The sequence below is a fragment of the Methylopila henanensis genome (genome assembly GCF_042681025.1).
GTDB lineage: Bacteria > Pseudomonadota > Alphaproteobacteria > Rhizobiales > Methylopilaceae > Methylopila > Methylopila henanensis.
Window position 1 is genome coordinate 282,652 of sequence record NZ_JBHUER010000010.1, and the last position, 15,728, is coordinate 298,379.

Here is a 15,728-nt window from a genome sequence, read left to right on the forward strand (position 1 = left end):
GACGGAAGCGCGATGCGTGACGGCGGCGCCGGATCGGGGCGCCGCCCGATGTGGTCCGGGCGGCGCGAACGCCGCCCGGAGGGATGTCACTTGACGCGCGGCAGCGTCTCGAACTGGTGGAACGGCGGGGGAGAGGACAGCGTCCACTCCAGCGTCGTCGCGCCCTCGCCCCACGGGTTGTTCCCCGCGACGCGCTTCTTCGAGAAGGCCTCGAACACGCCGTAGAGGAAGATGAACACACCCGCGGCCGAGATGTAGGAGCCGATCGACGACACGAAGTTCCAGCCGGCGAACGCGTCCGGATAGTCGACGTAGCGGCGCGGCATGCCGGCGAGGCCCAGGAAGTGCTGCGGGAAGAACACGAGGTTCACGCCGACGAACGTGACCCAGAAGTGCAGCTTGCCGATGGTCTCGTTGTACATGTAGCCGAACATCTTCGGGAACCAGTAGTACCAGCCCGCGAAGATGGCGAACACGGCGCCGAGCGACAGCACGTAGTGGAAGTGCGCCACCACGTAATAGGTGTCGTGCAGCGAGCGGTCGATGCCGGCGTTGGCGAGCACCACGCCCGTCACGCCGCCGAGCGTGAACAGGAAGATGAAGCCGATCGCCCAGATCATCGGGGTGCGGAGCGAGATCGAGCCGCCCCACATGGTCGCGATCCAGGAGAAGATCTTCACGCCGGTTGGAACCGCGATGACCATGGTGGCGAACACGAAATAGGCCTGCGTGTTCACCGAAACGCCGGTCGTGTACATGTGATGCGCCCACACCACGAACCCGACCACGCCGATCGCGACCATGGCGTAGGCCATGCCGAGATAGCCGAACACCGGCTTGCGCGAGAAGGTCGAGATGATGTGGCTGATGATGCCGAAGCCCGGCAGGATCAGGATGTACACCTCGGGGTGGCCGAAGAACCAGAACAGGTGCTGGTAGAGGATCGGATCGCCGCCGCCGGCCGGCGCGAAGAAGGTCGTGCCGAAGTTGCGGTCCGTGAGCAGCATGGTGATGGCGCCCGCGAGGACCGGGAGCGACAGCAGCAGCAGGAAGGCGGTCACCAGCACCGACCAGGCGAACAGCGGCATCTTGTGCAGCGTCATGCCCGGAGCGCGCATGTTGAAGATGGTGGTGATGAAGTTGATCGCGCCGAGGATCGACGAGGCGCCGGCGATGTGCAGGCCGAGGATCGCGAAGTCCATGGCCGGGCCGGGCTGGCCGCTGGTCGAGTACGGCGGGTAGATCGTCCAGCCGCCGGAGACGCCGTGGGAGCCGGGCGCGCCGGGCACGAACAGCGAGATCAGCAGCAGGCCGAGCGCCGGGATCAGCAGCCAGAACGAGATGTTGTTCATGCGCGGGAACGCCATGTCCGGCGCGCCGATCATGAGCGGCACGAACCAGTTGGCGAAGCCGCCGATCACCGCGGGCATCACCATGAAGAAGATCATGATGAGGCCGTGCGCCGTGGTGAAGGCGTTGAACGTGTTCGGGTTGGTGAAGATCTGCATGCCCGGCTCCTGGAGCTCGAGCCGCATTCCGATCGACAGCGCGCCGCCGATGATCCCCGCGATGATCGCGAAGATCAGGTACATCGTGCCGATGTCCTTATGGTTCGTCGAATAGACGTACCGCCGCCATCCCGTGGGGTGCGCGTGCCCGTCGTGCGTCGTCCCGTGGGCGTGAGCCGCAGTGGCCATAGCCTCGTCTCCCTAGATACTCGTTCCGCCCGACGCGCTCAGCGCTGAGCCACGGTCGCGGCGGCGCCGCCGACCGAAGCCTCAAGCAGTTTCTTCGCTTCCTCGGTGCTGTTCTTCGCGGCTTCGAGCCACCGCTTGTAGAGGTCGTCGTTCACGACGCGGATCACGATCGGCATGAAGGCGTGGTCCTGGCCGCAGAGCTCGGAGCACTGGCCGTAATAGACGCCTTCCTTGTCGGCGCGGAACCAGGTCGAGTTCAGGCGGCCCGGCACCGCGTCCACCTTCACGCCGAAGGCCGGCATGGCGAAGGAGTGCAGCACGTCCTCGGCGGTCACGTCGACGTGGACGACCTTGCCGACCGGCACAACCGCCTCGTTGTCGACCGCGAGCAGGCGCGGCTTACCGTTAAGCTCGCTCTCCTGGAGCATCACGGCGGTCAGCGTCAGCTCGTTGGCGTCGGGATAGACAATGTCCCAGTTCCACTGGCGGCCGACCACCTTGATCGTCACGTCGGCCGGGGGCGGCGAATACTGCGCGTAGAGCAGCCGGAACGACGGGATCGCGATGACCACGAGGATCAGCACGGGCGCGATCGTCCACACCACCTCGAGCATGGTGTGGTGCGTGGTGCGCGACGGGGTCGGGTTGTTCTTCTCGCTGAAGCGCACGACGCAATAGACCAGCAGCGCCAGCACGAACAGCGTGATCACGGTGATGATCACGAGGATGAAGTTATGGAAGGAGTGGATCTGCTCGAAGATCGGCGACGCGGCGTTCTGGAAGCCGAGCTGCCAGGGCGAAGGCTGACCGTCTCCGGCGAGCGCGGGGCCGGCGGCGAGACCCGCGGCGGCGGCCGTCAGCATGAGCGTCGTCAGACGTCCGGTTGGGAACATGAGCCAGCCTCTCGTCGCATCCCTAAGGGCCGGTGTCGCCCTTGTTGTTGTCATCACGCACCGGGGCGGCGCGGCAAATGCGCCATTCGTCGAAGGTTTTTGAGGGCGCGTCGGTTCGAGCCGAATCCCGCGCCGCGCGTGGCCGCGCGTCGCCCCCCGCACCTTTGAAATCATAAAGAGTACGAAAGCTCAATGTGGTCGCACCGGCCTCCATGCGGCATAAGGGCGCGAAAAACTAAGTCTTGACCGGCCGCCCGGAACCGGGCTGGTCGCCTTGACAGGACGCCCCGCTCTGCTACCCCCAGCGTCCGCGCGTACCAGGAGATGTCGCCGCCGTGCCACGCATTTTCTCCGCAGCCGCCGCAGCGGCGGCCGTTCTCGTCGCGCTGGCGCAGCCGGCCTTCGCCCAGGGCGCGGTCAAGGCCACCCATGGCGACTGGCAGATGCGCTGCGACACGCCGGCGGGCGCACAGGGCGAACAGTGCGCCTTGGTCCAGAGCGTGACCGCCGACGACATGCCGAACGTCGGCCTCACCGTGATCGCGCTGAAGACCGCGGACAAGAAGAGCCGCCTGCTGCGGGTGCTGGCCCCTCTCGGGGTGCTGCTTCCGTCGGGGCTCGGCCTGCGCATCGACCAGACCGAGGTCGGCCGCGCCGGCTTCGTGCGCTGCATGACGAACGGCTGCGTGGCCGAAGTCGTGCTGGAGGACCAGCTGATCAACCAGCTCAAGAGCGGCCAGAGCGCCACCTTCATCATCTTCCAGACGCCTGAGAAGGGCATTGGCGTGCCGGTGTCGCTGAAGGGCTTCGGGCCGGGCTTCGACGCGCTGCCGTGAGCCTCAGCTCACGGCGCTGACGACGAGGGACGCGATCCCGTAGAGGATCGCGGCGGCGCAGAACGCCTTGCTCGCCGTCGAGGCCCCACGCCGTCGCGGCGGCGCGATGTCCGGAATCGCCTGACGGCGCCCGAACGCAGGCCGCTCCTGCGAATGAGGCGCGGCGCTCGGCGGTTTGAGGTGCTTGTAGACGTGAGCCATCGGCGGACGCGGTGTTGGGGCTTACGCCTCCCACTTACGCCGTACGCCGCGCCGCTCAAGCCCCTGTGCGGCAAAATTTGATCACGTGATTACAAAAAACCGAGCGCGGCCGCCCGGTTCAGGCCGACGCGCCGCAGGCCTCCGCCACGGCGGCCCGGAGGCGGCCAGCCGCGTCGCCGTCTCCGCCCAGCGCCCGTCCGTCGAGCGCCGTCGCCGGCATCACCAAACGCACGCTGTTGGTGGCGAAGACGGCGTCGGCCCCGAACAGATCGTCCACCGCGAGCGGACGCTCCTCGGCGGCGAGGCCGAGGCTGGCGCAAACCTCCAGCACAAGCGCGCGTATCACCCCCGGCAGCACGCCCTCCGAAACCGGCGGCGTGACGATCGTCCCGTCGAACGCAGCGAACAAGTTGGCCATAGCGGTGCAGGCGACCCGGCCCGAGACGTTCAGCATCAGCGCGTCGTCGGCGCCGGCGCGCCTCGCCGCGTCGAAGGCGAGCACGCTGTCGAGATAGGAGAGCGTCTTGGCGCGCGCGGCGAACGAGGTCGGGTTGCGGCGCACGGAAACGGTCGCGAGCCGGATCGGCGCGTTCAGCGCGCCCTTCGGATAGGGGCTCGCCGCGGCGATGACCGTCGGCTCTCCGCCGTCCGGGATCGCGAGCCCGCGCGCGCCGGCGCCGCGCGTCACCGTCAGCCGGATCACGCAGTCGCCGTCCGCCGACGCCGCGAGCGCCAGCGCCTCGGACTCGCAGAACGCGCGATCCACGGGCAGCCGGATCTCGGCCGCCGCCGCCTCCAGCCGGTCGAGATGGCGGGCGAGCAGCACCGGGCGCCCGCCGAACACCGGAATGGTCTCGAACAGGCCGTCGCCAAGGGTGAGCCCGCGATCGGCGAGATCGAAGACCGCATGCGCGCCGTCGACCGGCGCGCCGTTCAGGCGAAGCACGCCTGCCGCCTCTCCGCTGCGTCGAAGAAATTCCGCAGCAGCCCGTGGCCCGATTCGGTCAGGATCGATTCCGGATGGAACTGCACGCCGTATGTCGGATGCTCGGCATGCTCCAGCGCCATCACCTCGCCCTCCTCCGAACGCGCGGTGACACGCAACGGGCCGGCGTAGCTCTCGTCGAACTCGACGATCAGCGAGTGGTAACGCCCGACCGTCAGCGGGCTGGCGAGCCCCTCGAACAGACCGGTTCCATCGTGGGCGACGCGGGAGGCCCGGCCGTGCAGCGGACGGCGGGCGCGGACCACGCGGCCGCCGAAGGCCTCGCCGATCGCCTGATGCCCAAGGCAGATCCCGAGGATCGGCAGCCGTCCCGACAGCGCCCGCACCAGCGGCAGCGACACGCCGGCCTCGGTCGGCGTGCAGGGGCCGGGCGAGACCACCACCGCCTCCGGACCCAGGCGCACGACCTCCTCGACGGTGATCGCGTCGTTGCGCGCCACCGTGACCTCGCGGCCGAGCTCCTCGATGTAGCGGGCCACGTTGAAGACGAAGCTGTCGTAGTTGTCGACGACGAGAATCATCGCAAGCCTCCCGCGGCGGCGGTCCGCGGGCGGTCGGCGGCCCCCGCCTCCTCGAGCGCGCCGCCGAAGGCCTCGAACACAGCGCGCGCCTTGGTCAGGGTCTCGTCGTACTCGGCCGCGGGATCGGACAGCGCGGTGATGCCGCCGCCGGCCTGGAACAGCGCCTTGCCGTGGGCGATGGTCGCGGTGCGGATGGCGATGTTGAAGTCGGCGTCGCCGGAAAAGCCGATCCAGCCGATCGAGCCGCAATAGACGCCGCGGGCGTGGCCCTCGAGCTCCGCGATGATCTCCATGGCGCGGAGCTTCGGCGCGCCGGTGATCGAGCCGCCGGGAAAGCTCGCGCGCAGCAGGTCGGCGACGCCGAGGCCTTCGCGCAGACGTCCGGTGACGACCGACACGAGGTGATGGACCGAGGCGTAGGTCTCAAGCCCGCAGAGCGTCGGCACCTCGACGCTGCCCGGACGGCAGACGCGGCTGAGGTCGTTTCGCAAGAGATCGACGATCATGACGTTCTCGGCGCGGTCCTTCTCGGAGGCGAGCAGCGCGCGCGAGGAATAGCCGTCGGCGATCGGGTCAGCCCAGCGCTTGGCGGTGCCCTTGATCGGACGGGCCTCGACGCGGTCGCCCTCGACCGCCACGAACCGCTCCGGCGAGGACGAGGCCACCACGACGTCGCCGAAGGCGAGATAGGCCGCGAACGGCGCGGCGTTGCGCACCCTGAGCCACCGGTAGAACGCCCAGGGGTCGAAGCCCGCGGGCAGATCGGCGAGGAAACGCTGGGCCACGTTCGCCTGGAAGATGTCGCCTGCGAGCACGTATTCGACGCAGGCCGCGATCGCCGCCTCGTAGGCCGGCCGGTCGAAATTCGAGCGGAAGCTCACCGGCGGCTGGACGGCCGGCGCGCGGAGCGCCGCCGGCTCCGAGAGCCGCGCAAGCGCCGCTTCCGCGCGGGCCTTGGCGCGGCCGGCCTTCGCGGCGGGCTCCGTCTCCGGGGCGCCGGTCGAGATCAGCCAGGCCCGGCCCTTCCCGTGGTCGCAGGCGACGACCCAGTCGTAGAGCGGCAGCACCGCGTCCGGCAGTTCGAGATCGTCGACCGCGGGAGCCGGCAGGCGCTCCAGGCGGCGGCCGTAATCGTAGGAGATAAAGCCCGCGGCCCCGCCCTGGAACGGCGGCAGGTCGGGCAGCGCCGCGGTCCGCGAGGCCTTGAGCGCGGCGTCGAGGGCGGCGAGCGGATCGCCCTCGACCGGCCGGCCGCCGAAGCGCGCGCCGTCGCGGCCGACCTCCAGCACCGCGTAAGGGTCGGCGGCGAGATAGGAATAGCGGCCGAGCCGGGCGTGCGGCATCGCGCTGTCGAGCAGCACGAGATGCGGCAGGCCGGCGAGCCGCTCGGCCAGTCCGGCCATATCGATGGTGGGTAGTTCGGTGATGTGCATCGCGCGCCCGCTCGGACAGGGCGTTCGCCCGACCGGCTTCCTTGCGCCTATGATAAGCGCCTGTGGCGGCTTCGTCATGTGCGCCCCCGCGCCGCGCCCGCTTGCTCCGCGGGCGGCCTGAGGCGCAGATGGCTCCCCGCCTCGCGTCCGGAGACCGCCGATGCACCACGCCGCCGCGACGAGCCCGCTGATCGGCGCGCTCGTGCTCCTGATAGCGGCCGTGATCGCCGCCCCGGTCGCGCGCAGGCTCGGGCTCGGCGGCGCGGTCGGCTACCTGTTCGCGGGCGCCGCGATCGGGCCGTCGGCGGCGGGGCTGATCTCCCATCCGGACGCGGTGCTGCAGGTGGCGGAGCTCGGCGTCGTCATGCTGCTGTTCCTGATCGGCCTTGACCTCAAGATCGAGCGGCTGGTCGCGCTGCGGCTGCAGGTCGTCGGCTTCGGCGGCGGGCAGATCGCGATCACGACGCTCGCGCTCGCAGGCGTCGCCATGGCCTTCGGCTACGATCCGAAGCCCGCGCTCGCGCTCGGGCTGGCGCTCGCCTTCTCCGGCACCGCCATGGCGCTGCAGATTCTCGACGAGCGCGGCCACCTCAACCGACCCTATGGCGAGCAAACCTTCGCAGCCCTGCTGGCGCAGGACATCGCGGTGGTGCCGGCGCTCGCGCTGGTGCCCTTCCTCGGCGCGGGGGCCGGCGGCGGCGCGGAGCAGAGCTGGCCGGAAACGCTGCTCGCGGCGGGCGAGGCCATCGCAGTCCTCGCCGGCATCGTGGTCGCCGGCCGCTACCTGCTCGACCCCATGTTCCGCCTGCTCGCCCGCACCGGCGCGCGCGAGGTGATGACGGCGGCCGCGCTGCTGGTGGTGCTGGGCGCGGCGGAGGCGGCCCACGCCGTCGGCCTGTCGATGGCGCTCGGCGCCTTCCTCGCCGGCGCGCTGCTCGCCGGCTCCTCCTATCGCCACGAGCTCGAGGCCGACATCGAGCCGTTCCGCGGGCTGCTGATCGCGCTGTTCTTCATGGGCATCGGCATGACGATCAAGCTCGGCGAGGTCGCGGCGCACTGGGCGCCGCTGATCGCGACGACGCTCGGCTACCTCGCGCTCAAGATCGCGATCGCGGCCGCCCTCGCCCGCCCGTTCGGCGCGTCGTTCGCGGACGCGCTCCGGATCGGCGCGCTGCTCGGCGCCGCCGGCGAATTCGCCTTCGTCCTGATCCCGCTGACGCTCGCGAACGGCCTGATCGACGCCGACACGGCGACGCTGCTGTCGGCGACCGCGGCGCTCAGCCTCGTGGCGGCGCCGGCGCTGATCGCGCTCTCGGAGCGGCTTGCCGACCGCGCAGAGCCGCCGTCCGGCGCGCCGGGCGAGGACGAGGACTATTCGGGCGCAAAGGGCGAGGTGATGGTGATCGGCTTCGGCCGGGTCGGGCAGGTCGCCGCCCAGCTCCTGCTCGCGGAAGGCGTCGAGACCACGCTGATCGACGCCAACCCCGAGCGCGTCGCCCAGGCGGCCCGGTTCGGGTTCAAGGTCTATTACGGCGACGGCTCGCGACTCGACGTGCTGCGCGCCGCCGGCGCGGACCGGGCGCGGGCCATCGTGGTCTGTGTCGACGACCGCGAGGTCGCGAAGCGCGTGGTCGAAATCACGCAGACGAGCTTTCCCCTCACGAAGCTGATCGTGAAGGCCTATGACCGCGGCCATGCGCTGGAGCTCTATGCGCTCGGCGTAGCCGACGTAGCGCGCGAGACCTTCGAGAGCGCGCTGGTGATCGGGCGCATGGCGCTGGAGGCGATGGGCGTGGACGCCGATCGCGCGGCCGAGATCGAGGAGGACGTCCGCCGCCGCGACGCGGCGCGGCTCGAGGTCCAGCGCGTCGAGGGCATCTACGCCGGGCGCGAGTTCTCCTACACCAACAAGCCGACCCCGCAGCCGCTGTCGCAGCCGAAACGGAAGGGCGCGATGCTCGACGGCGGGACCGCTGGCGAGCCCGTGAAGTGAACGCGCGGCCGGCGGATTTGTCGCCGCGCCGCCCGGCGCGCTAGGCTGTCGCGACACCACGGCGACGACGCCGAAAACGAGACGCGGCAAGGCCATGATCAACTTTTACGAGCTGATGCGGCAGGCGCAGGGCGGCGCGGCGTTCGACAACATCGCGCGCGCCTACGGGCTCGATCCCGCGCAGATGCGGGCTGCGACCGCGGCGCTTACGCCGGCCTTCGCGCAGAGCTTCCAGCGTCAGGCCCGCAACGACCATGCGGCGCACCGGCTGAACGAGCTGTTCGGCGCCGATGTCTACGCCCGCGCCTTCGAAGCGCACGCCGCCGCCCTCGATCCGACAGCCCGGGCGGCGGGCGACGACGCGCTCGGCGCGCTGTTCGGCTCCAAGGAGGTGTCGCGCGCGGTCGCGGCGCAGGCGGCGGCGGCCTCCGGCGTGCAGGCCGAGATCATCCGCAAGGTGCTGCCGGTGCTGACCAGCATCCTGATCGGCGGCTTCATGAAGGCGACGCAGGGCGCCTCCGCGCCGGCGCCCTCCCCCGGCGGCGCGGCCGGGCCGTTCGGCCCGTTCTGGGACCAGATGTTCGGGCAGACGGCCGCCGACGGCCGCAAGGGCGGCTCGGACAACCCGCAGAACCCGTTCCAGGACTGGATGGGCGGCTTCGGCAAGCCGGCGGAGGAGCCGGAGCCGCGCGATCCGCCGGCGAATCCCATGGGCGACGTCATGGCCGACATCTTGAACGGCATGTTCGGCGGCCCGCGCCGCGACGGGACGCCTCCGCCCGACGAGCCCCCGACGGAGGAATCGTCCGCGGGCGCCGCCGACGCGCCTGAGGGCCAGGAGCCCGACGCCTTCGCGGCCTCGTTCGACCAGATGGTGCAGACCGGCCGCGAACTTCAGGCGCAGAACGCCCGCGCCATGGAGCAGATTTTCGACGCCTTTCTCGGCGGCGGGAAGAAGCCGGGCTGAGCCTCCCAGCGACCGTTTCGAGCGGATTGACGCGCGCCGCGGCCGCATGCTTACCCTGTCCTGCAGGGGTTTTCCGCGACGTCCCCTTCAGGCGAAAGCCCAAAGCTCGCGTCCACGATCTCCTTCTCAAGGAGGCGGACGCCCCATGCTGTCTACACCCCATGATTCCCCGCTGGCCGATCCTCCCGCGACGGAGGCTGTTCCAACGCTTTCCGAGGCGCTCGGCGTCTGGGCGCGGATCGGGCTGCTGAGCTTCGGCGGTCCCGCCGGGCAGATCGCGCTGATGCACCGCGAACTCGTCGAGCGGCGCCGCTGGATCGGCGAGGAACGGTTCCTGCACGCCCTCAACTACTGCATGCTGCTGCCCGGCCCCGAGGCGCAGCAGCTCGCCACCTATATCGGCTGGCTCATGCACCGCACGGTCGGCGGCGTGATCGCCGGCCTGCTGTTCATCGTCCCCGGCGCTCTGGTGATGATGGCCCTCAGCGTCGTCTACGCCCTGTGGCGCGAGGCGCCGCTGGTCGAGGCGGCGTTCTACGGCGTCAAGGCCGCAGTGCTCGCCGTCGTGGTCGAGGCCGTGCTCCGCATCGGCCGGCGCGCGCTGCGGAACCGCGTCATGGTCGGCGTCGCCGCCGCGGCCTTCTCGGCGCTGTTTCTGTTCGGGGTCCCGTTCCCGATCGTGATCCTGCTCGCAGGCCTGTTCGGATGGTTCGGCGCGCGCCGGGCGCCCCATCTGTTCGCGGCCGCCGGCCACGGCGCGGGAGCCGGGCCGCAGACCGTCGGCGTGGTCGACGCCATGTTCGAGCGCGGCGAACTCGCCCATGCGACGCCGTCGCGTCGGCGCGCGCTCGGCGTGCTGGCCGTCTGGCTGCCGATCTGGCTCGGCCCCGTGCTGCTGCTGTGGTCGTTCGCGGGCGCGGACAGCGTGTGGACCCAGATCGCCGGGTTCTTCAGCTCCATGGCCGCGGTCACCTTCGGCGGCGCCTACGCGGTGCTGGCCTATGTGGCGCAGGCCGCCGTGGAGACGTTCGGCTGGCTCCGTCCGGGCGAGATGGCGGACGGGCTGGGGCTGGCCGAGACCACGCCCGGCCCGCTGATTCTCGTCACCCAGTTCGTCGGCTTCCTCGCCGCGAACCGCGCTCCCGGCGCGCTCGACCCGCTCGTCGCCGGCGCGCTCGGCGGGTTGCTCACCACCTGGGTGACTTTCGCGCCGAGCTTTCTGTGGATCTTCCTCGGCGGCCCCTACATGGAGCGGCTGCGCGCCAATCGCCGGCTCGCCGCGGCGTTGTCGGCAATCACCGCGGCGGTCGTCGGCGTCATCCTCAACCTCGCGGTCTGGTTCGCGCTCCATGTGGTGTTTCGGGAGACTTGGTCGCCGGGCTTCGGGCCGGACCTGCCCGTGCTCGGTTCAGTCGACCCGTGGGCGGCGCTGCTCGCTGCAGGCGCCATGGTCGCGATGCTGCGCTTCCGCGCGGGCATGGGCCCGACGCTCGTCGTCTGCGCGCTGGCCGGCGTCGTGCTCAAAAGCCTAGGCTGACGCCGCGCGAAAAGCCCGGCGCCAGGGCGCCGGGCTTGCGTCGTCAGGTCACCAGCAGCGGCGAACGTAGCCGTAAGGCGTCCAGCGGGTGCGGCACCGGCGACCCCAGTAGCCGTAAGGACGGCGGCGATAGTAGCGGCGACGCCCGTAATAGCGGCGGCGGCCGTAGTAGCCGTAACGGCCGGGGTGACGGCGGTAGCGGCGCCTGTGGCCCCGCCTGTGGCGGCGGCCGCGGTGGTCGCGCGCCTGCTCGATCTCCGTGCCGTCCGGCGCGCGGCCCGCCGTCTCGGCTCCAGCGTCCTCCGGCGCACCCGGGACGGCGCGCTTCAGATCGTCCAGCGGCAGCGCCTTCGCCGGCGCGGCGAGGCTCGTCACGATGGCCGCTCCGCCTATTCCGAGCAGGCCCGTAAGGAAGGATCGTCGATCCATTCGGCTTCTCCCTGTCGTCTCCGCCCCGCGTCAGTGTCCCATCGGGCCCGGCGTTCCGTCTATGCGCGCCGCAGCATGCGCGGGAGACGTGGCGGCGGAGGGCGCCGGCCCTATCTCAGGTAACGGAGCCGCGCCTCGCGCGGGTATCGCGGAAGGACATGGAGCGCATGACCGTCTCGTCCATATCGCGCCTCGTCGCCGCATGCGCCGCGGCCGTGACGCTTGCGGCGGGCGGCGCCTCGGCCGACCCGCGGCCCTTCGCGCCCGCTCTCTCGTGCGGCGCGCTGCAGGACCTTGTGGCGGCGCGCGGCGCGGCGGTGATCAGCACCAGCCGCACCACCTACGACCGCTTCGTCAGCGACTCCCGAGGCTGCTACCGCACGCAGGTGACGGAGCCGGCCTGGATCCGCTCCGCCGACGACCGCCGCTGCTTCATCGGCTACACCTGCCGCGAATACGCCCGCGACGACCTCTGACCCTCAGGCCGCGCGCACCTTGCGGAAGAAGTCCTGCACCTTGGCCTCGATCTCGTCGACCCGCAGCTTCACGTCGCCTGCGACCGCGCGGACGTCGGCCGAAGCCGAGGTCGTGGCTTCGTTCGACTGCTTCACCACCATGATCGAGGCGCTGACCTCGCCGGTGTGACCGGCCGCGCCGTGGGCGTTCGATGCGATCTCCTGCGTCGCTGCCTCTTGCTGCTCGACGGCCGCGGAGATCGAGCCGGCGACGACCGCGATCTCTGAGATGGTGTCGAGGATGCGGGCGATGTCGCCGACCGACGCCCGCGTGGAGTTCTGAACCGCCGCGATCTGCGAGGTGATCTCGTCGGTCGCCTCCGCCGTCTGGCGGGCGAGGCTCTTGACCTCGGCGGCGACCACCGCGAAGCCGCGGCCGGCGTCGCCGGCGCGCGCGGCCTCGATCGTGGCGTTGAGCGCGAGCAGGTTGGTCTGGGCGGCGATGCTGGAGATCATGCCGACCACGGAGCCGATACGGTCGGTGGTCTCGGCGAGCTCTGCGATCGTGCCGCTGGTGCGGGTCGCTTCGGTCGACGCCTGCTGCGCCGCCTCGAGCCAGCGCTTGGCCTGACCGCTGATCTCGCGGATGGAGGCGGCGAGCTCCTCCGTGGCGGCGGCGGAGGAGCGCACGATCGCCGCCGTGTCGGCGGCGGCGCCGGCCACCGCGTCCGAGCGGCTGTCGGTCGCGGCGGCGGCCTGTTCGAGCGTCGCCGCCGTCGCCGTCATCCGCGACGAGGCGCCCGCCATCTCGGTGAGCGAGGCCCCGACGGCGCGGTCGAACTCGTCGATCGCGGCCTCGATCGCGGCGTTCTTGGCCGCGAGGTCGCCCATGATCTTGTCCTGATAGGTCGAGATCGCGAGCTCCATGTCGAGCATCACCGCCTTCGCGATGGCCCGCATCATCCGCGCGGCGCGATCGCCGGAGAACCGGCTCGACCGGCCGATCGCGTGGAACATGCGGTCCTGCACATAGGCGTAGCCGCCGATGTACCAGCGCGGCTCCAGCCCGATCCGGACATGGGCCATGCCGATACGGCGCGCGCCGTCGAAATAGGCCGCGTCGAAGGCGCCCGAGAACAGCCGCGCCCAATGGCCGGCCTGCGCCGACTTCAGCCGCGGCTCGTTGCCCCGGATCCGCTGCGCGAGCTCGGGCTGGCCTAGCAGATGGCGGTAGAACCCGTCGAGAATGTCCGACAGATGCGGCTCGACAACCGTCCAGGCCGCCCCGAGGTCGGCCTTCGCCGTTGCGTCGAGCTGGAGGAAGGCCAGCCGCGCGTTCGCGTCGCCGGCTCCGCCGCCTGGATGTCCATCGTCCATCATGCGCATGTCAGCCCCCCGGCCTTGTGATGTCCGGGCGACGTTAGGCGGCTCTGGTTAATTCGCCGGGAAAATCCGGCGTTCACGTCAACATCCCCGCCGGCCCGGACGGGGACGACGGGGAGCCGCCGTTAACCACCCGCTAACCATGCGCCCGGCAGTTTCTGCCGGGCGCTGTGTCGCAGAGTGCGAGGGTGGACGATGTCGGACGTGACAGTGACGGGACGCGGACCGACCCCCGTCCCCGCGACGGCGTCCTCGTCCGGCGGCGTCGCCCTGCCCGCCCCGCTCGCCAAAGTCTGGAACATCCTGCGCCGCGGCGATCTCGGCCTCGCGCTCGGCGTGCTCGTCATCCTGTGCGTGCTGATCGTGCCGCTGCCGCCGCTACTGCTCGACCTGCTGCTCGCGATCTCGATCACGCTGTCGGTGCTGATCCTGATGACGGCGCTGTTCATCGAGAAGCCGCTGGAGTTCTCCGCCTTCCCGACCGTGCTGCTGGTCGCGACCATGCTGCGGCTCGCGCTGAACCTCGCCTCGACGCGCCTCATCCTCGGCCATGGCCACGAGGGCCCCGACGCCGCCGGCCATGTGATCGAGGCCTTCGGTTCGTTCGTGATGGGCGGCAATTTCGTGATCGGCGTGATCGTCTTCGCGATCCTCGTCATCGTTAACTTCATCGTCATCACCAAGGGCTCCGGCCGCATCGCCGAGGTCGCGGCGCGCTTCACCCTCGACGCCATGCCCGGCAAGCAGATGGCGATCGACGCCGATCTCTCCGCCGGCCTGATCGACGAGGCCACCGCCAAGACCCGCCGCAAGGAGCTCGAGGACGAGAGCACCTTCTTCGGCGCCATGGACGGCGCGTCGAAATTCGTTCGCGGCGACGCGGTCGCCGGCATCCTGATCCTGTTCGTCACGATCATCGGCGGCATGATCGTCGGCATCGCCCAGAACGGCCTCGGCTTCGCGGAGGCTGCGCACTCCTACACGCTGCTATCGATCGGCGACGGCCTCGTCAGCCAGATCCCGGCCCTGATCGTCTCGACCGCCGCCGGCCTGCTGGTCTCCAAGGCGGGCGTCTCCGGCTCGGCCGACCGTGCGCTGGTGCGCCAGCTCTCGGGCTACCCGAAAGCGCTCGGTCTCGCCGCCGCGGTCATCGGCGTGATGGCGCTGCTGCCGGGCATCCCGTTCATCCCGTTCATGGGCCTCGCCGCCGGCGTCGGCTACATGGCCTATCGCGCCTCAAAGACGCAGGACATGGCCGAAGCCGAACGGGTCGCGCAGATCGTCGGCGCCGCCGGCCCCGGTCAGGCTGAAGCCGCGGCGGCCGCGGCCGCGGCCGACGATCCGGCCTCCGCGCTCAAGATGGACGACGTCAAGATCGAGCTCGGCTATGCGCTGCTGCCGCTCGTCGACTCCAAGGACGGGCCCGATAAGCTCACCGAGCAGATCAAGGCGCTGCGTCGCACGATCGCGGGCGAGGTCGGCTTCCTGCTGCCGCAGGTGCGGCTGCTCGACAACCTGCAGCTCGCGCCGAACGCCTATGTGGTGAAGGTGAAGGAGGTCGAGGCCGGCGGCGGCTCGGTCTACCCAAACCAGTTCATGGTGATGGACCCGAGCGGCCAGCAGGTGAAGCTGCCGGGCGTCCACACCGTCGAGCCCACCTTCGGCCTGCCCGCGACCTGGATCGACGCCTCTCTGCGCGAGGAGGCCAACATCCTCGGCTACACCGTGGTCGACGCCACCACCGTGCTCTCAACCCACCTCAACGAGATCGTGCGCGGCAACATGCCGGACCTGCTGTCCTACGGCGAGGTGACGAAGCTGCTGAAGGAGCTGCCCAAGGAGCAGCAGAAGCTGGTGGAGGACATCACGCCCGCGCAGATCTCCACCACCGGCATCCAGCGCGTGCTCCAGCTCCTGCTCACCGAGCGGGTCTCGATCCGCGACCTCGGAACCATCCTCGAGGGCGTCGCGGAGGCGGTCTCCTTCACCCGCGCCCCGGCGCAGATCGTGGAGCACGTCCGCACCCGGCTCGGACGCCAGCTCTGCGCCCAGCATCAGGCGATGGGCGGCTACGTCCCGCTCGTCACTCTGTCCCCGCAGTGGGAGCAGGCCTTCGCGGAATCGATCGTCGGGACCGGCGAGGACAAGACGCTCGCCATGGCGCCGTCCAAGCTCCACGAGTTCATCGCCGCCGTCCGCGATCGGTTCGAAGAGGCCGCCCGCCAGGGCGAGACGCCGGTGCTGCTGACCTCCGCCGCCGCGCGGCCCTTCGTGCGCTCGATCGTCGAGCGCTTCCGCAACCAGACGCCGGTGATGTCGCAGAACGAGATCCATCCCCGCGCGCGGCTGAAGACAGTCGCGAGCGTCTGACGCGAAA

The 15,728-nt window shown here is 70.6% G+C and carries 13 protein-coding genes; 6 read left to right on the forward strand and 7 right to left on the reverse strand.

Features of this window, described 5'->3' with window-relative positions; translation table 11 throughout:
* Positions 1 to 86: 86 nt before the first annotated feature.
* Both ctaD and coxB read right to left on the reverse strand, forming a co-directional pair.
* Positions 87 to 1,697, reverse strand: coding sequence for a cytochrome c oxidase subunit I (ctaD, locus tag ACFSCV_RS14440; RefSeq protein ID WP_378800273.1), 1,611 nt, complete (start codon positions 1,695 to 1,697; stop codon positions 87 to 89).
* A gap of 38 nt (positions 1,698 to 1,735) precedes the next feature.
* Entirely contained in the window at positions 1,736 to 2,590 is an 855-nt protein-coding gene (coxB, locus tag ACFSCV_RS14445) for a cytochrome c oxidase subunit II (RefSeq protein WP_378800274.1), read from the reverse strand.
* A gap of 335 nt (positions 2,591 to 2,925) precedes the next feature.
* On the opposite strand from coxB, the gene ACFSCV_RS14450 reads away from it, so the two are divergent.
* Entirely contained in the window at positions 2,926 to 3,426 is a 501-nt protein-coding gene (locus ACFSCV_RS14450; RefSeq protein ID WP_378800275.1) for an invasion associated locus B family protein, read from the forward strand.
* A gap of 319 nt (positions 3,427 to 3,745) precedes the next feature.
* Here ACFSCV_RS14450 and ACFSCV_RS14455 read toward each other — a convergent pair whose 3' ends face one another.
* Genes ACFSCV_RS14455 through pabB form a run of 3 tightly spaced genes read right to left on the reverse strand, consistent with a single transcriptional unit; the run spans position 3,746 to position 6,587 of the window.
* Complete coding sequence (locus tag ACFSCV_RS14455) at positions 3,746 to 4,573, reverse strand: aminotransferase class IV (protein WP_378800276.1); 828 nt, start codon at positions 4,571 to 4,573, stop codon at positions 3,746 to 3,748.
* A complete protein-coding gene (locus ACFSCV_RS14460) occupies positions 4,561 to 5,154 on the reverse strand; it encodes an anthranilate synthase component II (protein WP_378800277.1) in 594 nt (197 codons plus the stop codon). Before ACFSCV_RS14460 ends, ACFSCV_RS14455 begins: the two co-directional genes overlap by 13 nt.
* Positions 5,151 to 6,587, reverse strand: a complete 1,437-nt coding sequence (gene pabB, locus ACFSCV_RS14465) for an aminodeoxychorismate synthase component I (RefSeq protein ID WP_378800278.1) — start codon at positions 6,585 to 6,587, stop codon at positions 5,151 to 5,153. The genes ACFSCV_RS14460 and pabB overlap by 4 nt, the downstream gene beginning before the upstream one ends.
* A 160-nt stretch (positions 6,588 to 6,747) precedes the next feature.
* On the opposite strand from pabB, the gene ACFSCV_RS14470 reads away from it, so the two are divergent.
* The 3 genes from ACFSCV_RS14470 to chrA all read left to right on the forward strand — a co-directional run bounded on the left by ACFSCV_RS14470 (position 6,748) and on the right by chrA (position 11,084).
* On the forward strand, positions 6,748 to 8,580 hold the full coding sequence (locus tag ACFSCV_RS14470) for a monovalent cation:proton antiporter-2 (CPA2) family protein (RefSeq protein WP_378800279.1): 1,833 nt from the start codon (positions 6,748 to 6,750) through the stop codon (positions 8,578 to 8,580).
* Between the two features lie 94 nt (positions 8,581 to 8,674).
* Positions 8,675 to 9,547: a DUF937 domain-containing protein gene (locus ACFSCV_RS14475; protein WP_378800280.1), complete on the forward strand. Its 873-nt coding sequence runs from the start codon at positions 8,675 to 8,677 to the stop codon at positions 9,545 to 9,547.
* Positions 9,548 to 9,692: 145 nt separating this feature from the next.
* Complete coding sequence (chrA, locus tag ACFSCV_RS14480) at positions 9,693 to 11,084, forward strand: chromate efflux transporter (protein WP_378800281.1); 1,392 nt, start codon at positions 9,693 to 9,695, stop codon at positions 11,082 to 11,084.
* Between the two features lie 48 nt (positions 11,085 to 11,132).
* Here chrA and ACFSCV_RS14485 read toward each other — a convergent pair whose 3' ends face one another.
* The gene (locus ACFSCV_RS14485; RefSeq protein WP_378800282.1) at positions 11,133 to 11,513 is read right to left on the reverse strand and encodes a twin-arginine translocation signal domain-containing protein; all 381 of its coding nucleotides are present in this window, start codon (positions 11,511 to 11,513) and stop codon (positions 11,133 to 11,135) included.
* 167 nt (positions 11,514 to 11,680) lie between these two features.
* On the opposite strand from ACFSCV_RS14485, the gene ACFSCV_RS14490 reads away from it, so the two are divergent.
* Positions 11,681 to 11,989: a hypothetical protein gene (locus ACFSCV_RS14490; RefSeq protein WP_378800283.1), complete on the forward strand. Its 309-nt coding sequence runs from the start codon at positions 11,681 to 11,683 to the stop codon at positions 11,987 to 11,989.
* Between the two features lie 3 nt (positions 11,990 to 11,992).
* Here ACFSCV_RS14490 and ACFSCV_RS14495 read toward each other — a convergent pair whose 3' ends face one another.
* The gene (locus ACFSCV_RS14495; protein ID WP_378800284.1) at positions 11,993 to 13,348 is read right to left on the reverse strand and encodes a protoglobin domain-containing protein; all 1,356 of its coding nucleotides are present in this window, start codon (positions 13,346 to 13,348) and stop codon (positions 11,993 to 11,995) included.
* 198 nt (positions 13,349 to 13,546) lie between these two features.
* Here ACFSCV_RS14495 and flhA point away from each other — a divergent pair, with 198 nt between their 5' ends.
* Positions 13,547 to 15,721 (forward strand): flagellar biosynthesis protein FlhA, encoded by a 2,175-nt coding sequence (flhA, locus tag ACFSCV_RS14500; RefSeq protein ID WP_378800285.1) that lies wholly within the window; start codon positions 13,547 to 13,549, stop codon positions 15,719 to 15,721.
* Positions 15,722 to 15,728: the final 7 nt, after the last annotated feature.